Source organism: Protofrankia sp. Cas8, from assembly GCF_963555845.1.
Lineage (GTDB): Bacteria > Actinomycetota > Actinomycetes > Frankiales > Frankiaceae > Protofrankia.
This window is the reverse complement of the sequence record NZ_CAUVXI010000192.1, coordinates 1-6,458: the sequence shown is the minus strand read 5'-3', so window position 1 is coordinate 6,458 and position 6,458 is coordinate 1. Positions and strand designations below refer to the sequence as shown.

Sequence of the window (6,458 nt, the reverse complement as noted above, 5' to 3'; positions counted from 1 at the left end):
TCCGTGCAACGGCTGTCCGGACGGCTGACTGCCGTTCCACGGCGCGGGTTGCTGGTGCGCCTGCTGCTCCCGCCCGAGCGGCTGGATGGGACCGGTGGGGCGCTGCCGCGGTGACGGTGGCATCGGGTAAGGAGCCGGTCCTGGCGGTTGTGCCGCGGTCGGTGACTGCGGCGGAGCTGGTGGTTGCTGTGCCGCCGGCGGCCGTTGAGGTGGCTGTACCCATGGCTGTGGGCGTCCTTGAGGTGGCTGTACCGCTGGAAACTGTCCGGTCGCCTGCGGTGTGGGCGTTCCCGCCTGGCCCATCAGCGGGCGTGGGATGCGATGTGCTCCGGTTGACAGCGACGCGGTCGAGGACGGGATCCATCCCGTCGGATTGCCGGCGGTCGCTGACACCGGGTACGCGCCCGTTCCGGGGCCCTGCATGGCCGCCGGCGCGACGGGCCTGGTCGGACGCGGGGCTGTGGGCAGCGGTCCGCTGGGATGGGGCCCGCCGGGATGGGGTCCGCCGGGGTACGCGGCGGGCGAGCTCGGGGCAGGGTAGCCGTCCCGGGCGGCCAGCTCCATCGGCGCGGTCACCGGTGGTGCGGGCAGCGGTGGTGCGGGCAGCGGTGGTGCGGGCAGCGGTGGTGCGGGCAGCGGCGCCGGCATGGTCTCCAGTCCAGGCGGCGGCCCCTGCGCCCGCACCTGCGCGGACACAGTGGCCGGCGTAGACACGCCGCCGGCGCCATTCGGCCCGGTGTCGGGTCCTGTGTCGTCCGCAGCCGGGACCCCCGTGACCACCATGACCGTCGGACACGGCCAGAGGCGGTCGCAGCTCATACACAGGTCGAACTCGTTCGGCTGGTGAAGATCGAGGAGGTTCAGCAGGGCCCCGATGTGCTCGATCATCCGCGGACCGGCGAGAACAGGTCCGTTTGAGATCATGTGGAGCTCCGAGCGCAACTGGTTGCAGTAACGCCCGACCTCGTCCGTCCGCTGATCCTCCATCGCAGGCAGCATGCACCATCGCTTCGTGGGATGTGTTACCGGTACCGCCCTTGACTGGTCAGTCTGGTAACTATACGACTATTTGTAGTAATTTGTCACACAGTAGTAAACTGGACATCATATACCGTGTACAGCACGATCCGTCCGGCGATGCCATGGCTTGACCCGCCGGGCCGACTGCGTGGGCCGACGCTCTCATCCCCGCTCGGGGCGGACCTCGTCCGGCCGGCGAGACTGGCGCATCAGGCCCTCCTGGAGGCGGGCGAACTCCTCAATGTAGGGGCTTTCGACCTGACCCTGGCCGCCTGCGCCGGGCTCCTTGATCCCACCCTGACGGTCGAAGACCGGTTCGAAACCGGCGAACTGCCCGCCGGCTCCGCCAGCTCCGCCGGCTCCGAGCCGCTCGCCGCCCTGTCCGTCGAAGGCCGGGTAGTGCGTGGCGCCCGCCGCGGGCGGACCGCCACGCTCGCCCTGCCCCTCATAGCCGCCGGCGAACGAAGGCAGGTTGGGTGTGCCCTGGCCCGGGCGTTCGCTGGGGGCTTCGAAGGCCGGGTAGTGCGCACCGTTGCCGGTCACGCCACGCTCACCGGGCGGTGCGTCGTAACCGAACGACGAGCCGTTGGGCGACGGCATGGCCGGCGGTGGTGCGACGGCCGGCGCTCCTGAGCGTCCGGTTGTCTCATTTGCGAGTTCCGGGTCACCGGAACCGAAGTTGTCTGACGGGTAGATCCGTGCGGACAGACTGACCGATAGCGGGTCACTACCGTATGTGATCACGTCTACCTGGTCGTCGGGCCCGATGCCGCCGTTGCGGGCCAGGTCGACGAACCGGAAAAGATCAGCCCAGCGTAGCCCGTCGAGGTCCACACTGATTCGCAAAGCCATCGTTGCGCCTCATCTCACGGTTGCTTGCGTGCCGATCCTCGGTTGCCTGCCGGTGCCGGTAGACGCGCACGCGCCCCGGTCCCGACACCGACTCGCCGGCCTGGCCACAGCGGCTAGGTCGGCGATGGGCGGCAGCTTATACCCCGTTGGGGCTGCATTCCCCATCCGGGGAGCTTCGCGTGCTTCTATCTCGAATCGGCGCTCCCGCCGCCTGCGGTCGGGTGTCGGATGACCGGGGTGGCGGCCGTTGGTGCACCACTGTTGTCGGGCGATGTTCTCGCGGCGGGTAGTGTCCGGCACGTGAGTGTTGCTTCCGGCGGTGTCAACGGTGCGACCGGCGGCGGGATGGCCGGCGTCGACATGCGGGCCGGATCGTTGCCGATCAGACTTCTTCATGATCGTGTTCTGGTTGCCCCGCGTGAGGACTCGGCCGACCGTCGGTCAAAGGCCGGCATCGTTATTCCAGCCACCGCGCAGATGGGCAAGCGGCTGTCCTGGGCGGACGTCGTCGGGGTGGGCATGGCGGTGCGCACCATCCAGATGGGTGATCGTGTGCTCTATGACCCCGAGGAACGAGCCGAGGTCGAGCTGCACGGTACAACCTACGTCCTGCTGCGGGAACGGGATGTGCACGCGGTGGCCGCCGAGCGGCTGGATGACGGGCTGGCCGGCCTCTATCTGTAGCTCTTACCCGATATCAGCAGCCTGTCCGGTATTCCCTCTTCGGGTAACCATGTGGCGGGTCTGACACCGCACCGTACACGTGATGCCTGGCCTGTTGCCGCGCGGGACCGTATTGTTCGCGTCGGCCGGGAGAGATCCGTTGTCTCGTCCCGACCACACGCGGATGCGGACAAACCTCACCCGTTGCATCTGCGCCAGGGTCGTTGCGTATTGTGACCACTCGATCCCGTTCGGGTATGGGCCTGAGTGGGTACCGACATGCGGTCGCGCACTGAACCCCAGCGCGCGACCGATCGGATCTGGAACGGAAGGAGACTTCATGGCTCGTGACTTCGACGCCCGGCGGGGCGCTGATGTCGAGGAGGACGAGCTCCAGGAACAGAGCCTGGAGACGCTGAAGGCGCAGCGTGCCGGGGCTGCCGCCGATCTCGGAGATGACGTTGATGCACTCGAGGCCGAGTTGGATCTTCCAGACGCCGAGGTCCGTGACGACGAACTGGCCCTGCGGGTGCTGCCGAGACAGGCTGACGAGTTCACCTGCACCAGCTGTTTCCTCGTCCACCATCGCAGCCAGCTCGCTGACGTTCGCCGGACGGTCTGCTCAGACTGCGCCGCCTAGGAGGCCGCTGAATAACGGCGTTCGATCCGCGAGCGGGCTGTCCGCGCCCGGCTGGCGGCCAGGTGCTGTCCCGTGACGATCCACGGGACAGCACGCCGAAGGACGCGCAGTCTCGATTGTGTGTCCTTCGGGCTCTCCGGGCTCTCCGGGCTCTCCGGGCTCTCCGGGCTCTCCGGGCCTTCCGGGCCTTCCAGGTCTCGCCCGTCTGGGCGGTCGGGCTGCGGGCGGTCGGGTTGCGGGCGGTCGGCCTTCTGGTCGTCCGGGAGACGGCGGTCCCCGGCGGTGACCCGGATCCACAGCAGAAGATCGTAATGGCAGACCTGGCCTTGCCCCTAACCTCTCGTCGCGATACCACTACCTAACGCAGCTGAACGGTTAGGGGTGGAGAGATGGTTGACACGGAGGCTTCCGCCGTCGTCGTTCCCTACCCGGGCGTATCCGGTCCAGGGGCGCTGCCGATCGTCGTCTCTCGAACCTCCCCGCCGTCGCTGCCGGCTGCCCATGTCCCCCGGGCCCGTCTGTGGGAGGTTCTTGATCGAGGCGTGAGCGGTGGCATCACCATGATCAGCGGGGCTGCCGGTTCCGGCAAAACCGTCCTCGCGGCCTCGTGGGTCGCCGCCGCCCGATCGCCTGTGCCGGTCGCGTGGTTGTCCGTCGACGGGGATGCGGGCACTGATCTCTGGGCACATCTGTCGTGCGCGCTCGAACGTGGCGGCATCCTGCCGACCGGCCGCGTTCCCGTTGGTCAGCCACTGGCGATGATCCCGCGGCCGGCACCGGACAGCGGCTTCGAACGGCGCTGGCGGGATCTGGCCAACGCGCTCGTGGAACTGCCCGCGCCCGCTGTGCTCATCGTCGACGACGTTCATCTGATCACCGACCCGGTCGCGATCGCCGGGCTCGAACTGCTCGCCACCGGTGCGGGCTCTGCGCTGCGACTGGTGCTGTGCGCGCGATATCCGATCATTGCTCTGCACCGGCTCCGGCTCGAGGGACGGTTGGTGGAGGTCGGTCCGAGCGATCTCGCGTTCACCGCACGGGAGGCGGTGGCCCTGTTCGAAGCGCACGGTGTCGATCTTCCGGACGAGAGTCGGGACCGGCTGTTGGAACGAACCGAGGGCTGGGCCGCGGGCCTCCGGCTGTCGGCTACTCAGGCGTCGGTGCACGACAGCGGTGGCGGCAGTGGTGATCGTGTCGGGCGTGGCGTCGCCGAGTACCTGCGTACGGAGGTGCTCGGTCGCCAGCCGGGGGAGGTTCGGCGGGTCCTCCTGCGCGCAAGCGTGCTGGACCGCCTCACCGGGCCCCTGCTCGACACGGTCGCGGCCGAACCATGCCCGACTGTTCGTGCCTCGACCGGCGTCGCCGGGCCGGTCGGCGTCGCCGGGCCTGTCGGCCAGGTCGTGGACGGACGGGCGCTCTTGGCGGACCTGGCGGCGACCAACTCGTTCGTGGTCGGTATCGACGGCGCGGACAGCTGGTACCGCTTCCACCGCCTGCTTGTCGACATCATGCGAGCTGATCTTGCGGGAGAGGGTCGTGAGGACGAACCCGAGCTACACCTGCGGGCCGCGCTGTGGTTCGCCGAGCGCCGTGACTTCTCGGCCGCCGTCCGTCACGCAGGTCGGGCCGGGGATTGGCGCTATGCCGCCTGTCTGCTCGTTGAGGGCGGCCTCGGGGTGATCGCAGGCTCCGGTGACGCTGGGCGCGAGGCCCAGGTCGGCGCATTGGTCGATGTGTTCCCGGTGGGGTCTGCCGACCAGTCGACCGAGTGTGCGCTCGTGGTTGCGGCACGCGGCGTCCGCGCGGGTGACGTCGAGGCCGCGGAGCGCTGCGTGAACAGTGCACGGATCCGGGTGGCCAGCCTTCCGGTGGGTCGCAGGCGTCTGGTCACGACCGTTCTCGACGTCCTCGAAGCGCGCTGTGCCGAACTGCGGGCGGATCCCGACGTGATGCTTGCCTGCGTTCGCAGGCTCCTGCGCGTCGGCCAGCGCCCGGACGTCACCGCCGTGCCGGCGGGAGCAGATGGTCATCATTGCGGGCTGTGGACCAATCTGTCCGCCATGCGTGCCGTCGCGTTTGCCACCCGCGGCCGGGCCGAGCTGTGGCGTGGTCGTCCCGATGGTGCATCCGAGTCGTTCCGGGCGGCACTGCGACTTGCCCGCGAGGTGGGCGCAGGTGATGTGGAGCTGTCGTGTCTGGGCGGACTCGCCCTGGCCCACGCCTGGCGCGGGCGGCTGCGCCAGGCCGAAGCCTGGGCTGGCAGGGCCGCGGAGGCGGACCGGAGCCGGTCGGCCACCACTGCTCGTGACGATGTCCAGCCGGCGGCGGTCACCGGGCTTGCCGACGTGCATCTTGCGATGGCGGTCGTCTCGTTTGAGACCGATGATTTTGTCGCGGCCCGCGGACACGCATTCGAAGCAGAACGCTACTGTCGGCAATGGCCGCAGCCGGTGACCGCTGAGCTCCTCGTCCTGTTGAATGCGGCTATCCTGGGTCGGGCGGGCGATGTCCGGACGGCCCGACGGTTGCTCGGCGCGCACCGTCCGGTCGGGCTGCCCGACATCTGTGTGCGGACCCGGCTGGCTACCGAGGTCGAGTTGCTGATCGCGGTGGGCAACCCGGACGCGGCGTTGGCCGTGGTGCGGCGCGGGATCACCGAACACCGCCCCGACCCGGCCGAACTGCTCGCCCTGGCCCGCGTCCATCTGGCCCGGGCCGACACGCCCGCTGCGGTGGCGATCCTGGCCCCCCTGCTGCGGGCCGACACCGGATCCGGGATCGGCAGCATAACGGCCGCGTGCGTGTTGGACGCGGTGGCGGCCGGCCGTGGCGGCGAGGTGGCACGTGCGACCGCGTCGCTGGCCCGCGCACTGGCGTTGGCGGAGGAGGAAGGCGTCATGCGTCCGTTCGTGGACGCGGGCGAGGAGGTGCGGGCGCTGCTGCGGGCGCATCCAGGACTGCGGGCCGCTCACCGGGTACTCGTCGACCGGCTGTTGACCCGCGGCGAGGCGGCGCAGCCCGGACCCGGGGCGGCGCAGCCCGAACCCGTGACCATGCCTCGAGGATCACAATTGTCCATGGCTCGACCATGGCCGGAGCCGCAGGCGGCAGCCCAGAATTCCCAGGCGGCAGCCCAGAATTCCCAGTCGGTGGCCCGGCATTCCCTGTCTGCGACCCGGCATTCCCTGTCTGCGACGCAGCATTCCCCGTCGGGGCTGCTGGCACCGCCGGAGCCGGTGGCGGTGCCGGTCGAGCCGCTGAGCGGCCGTGAGCAGGCAGTCCT

General features: G+C 69.7%; 4 protein-coding genes and 1 pseudogene. 3 read left to right on the top strand and 2 right to left on the bottom strand.

Annotation, left to right across the window (positions count from 1 at the left end):
* Positions 1 to 987 (bottom strand): annotated as a pseudogene (locus U9977_RS21620) (hypothetical protein); the annotation flags it as partial.
* 195 nt (positions 988 to 1,182) lie between these two features.
* On the bottom strand, positions 1,183 to 1,872 hold the full coding sequence (locus U9977_RS21615) for a hypothetical protein (protein WP_322751112.1): 690 nt from the start codon (positions 1,870 to 1,872) through the stop codon (positions 1,183 to 1,185).
* A 300-nt stretch (positions 1,873 to 2,172) separates the two neighbouring features.
* On the opposite strand from U9977_RS21615, the gene U9977_RS21610 reads away from it, so the two are divergent.
* The 3 genes from U9977_RS21610 to U9977_RS21600 all read left to right on the top strand — a co-directional run.
* Positions 2,173 to 2,556, top strand: coding sequence for a co-chaperone GroES (locus U9977_RS21610; RefSeq protein WP_322751117.1), 384 nt, complete (start codon positions 2,173 to 2,175; stop codon positions 2,554 to 2,556).
* A 319-nt stretch (positions 2,557 to 2,875) separates the two neighbouring features.
* Positions 2,876 to 3,175 carry a DUF4193 family protein gene (locus U9977_RS21605; protein ID WP_322751111.1) on the top strand — a complete coding sequence of 100 codons (300 nt, stop codon included), beginning with the start codon at positions 2,876 to 2,878 and terminating at the stop codon, positions 3,173 to 3,175.
* Between the two features lie 389 nt (positions 3,176 to 3,564).
* A partial coding sequence (locus U9977_RS21600; RefSeq protein WP_322751110.1) for a hypothetical protein occupies positions 3,565 to 6,458 on the top strand: 2,894 nt, incomplete at its 3' end.

Coding starts and splice junctions, on each gene's coding strand:
- U9977_RS21615 (WP_322751112.1), bottom strand. CDS start 1,872: ATGGCTTTGCGAATCAGTGTGGACCTCGACGGGCTACGCTGGGCTGAT.
- U9977_RS21605 (WP_322751111.1), top strand. CDS start 2,876: ATGGCTCGTGACTTCGACGCCCGGCGGGGCGCTGATGTCGAGGAGGAC.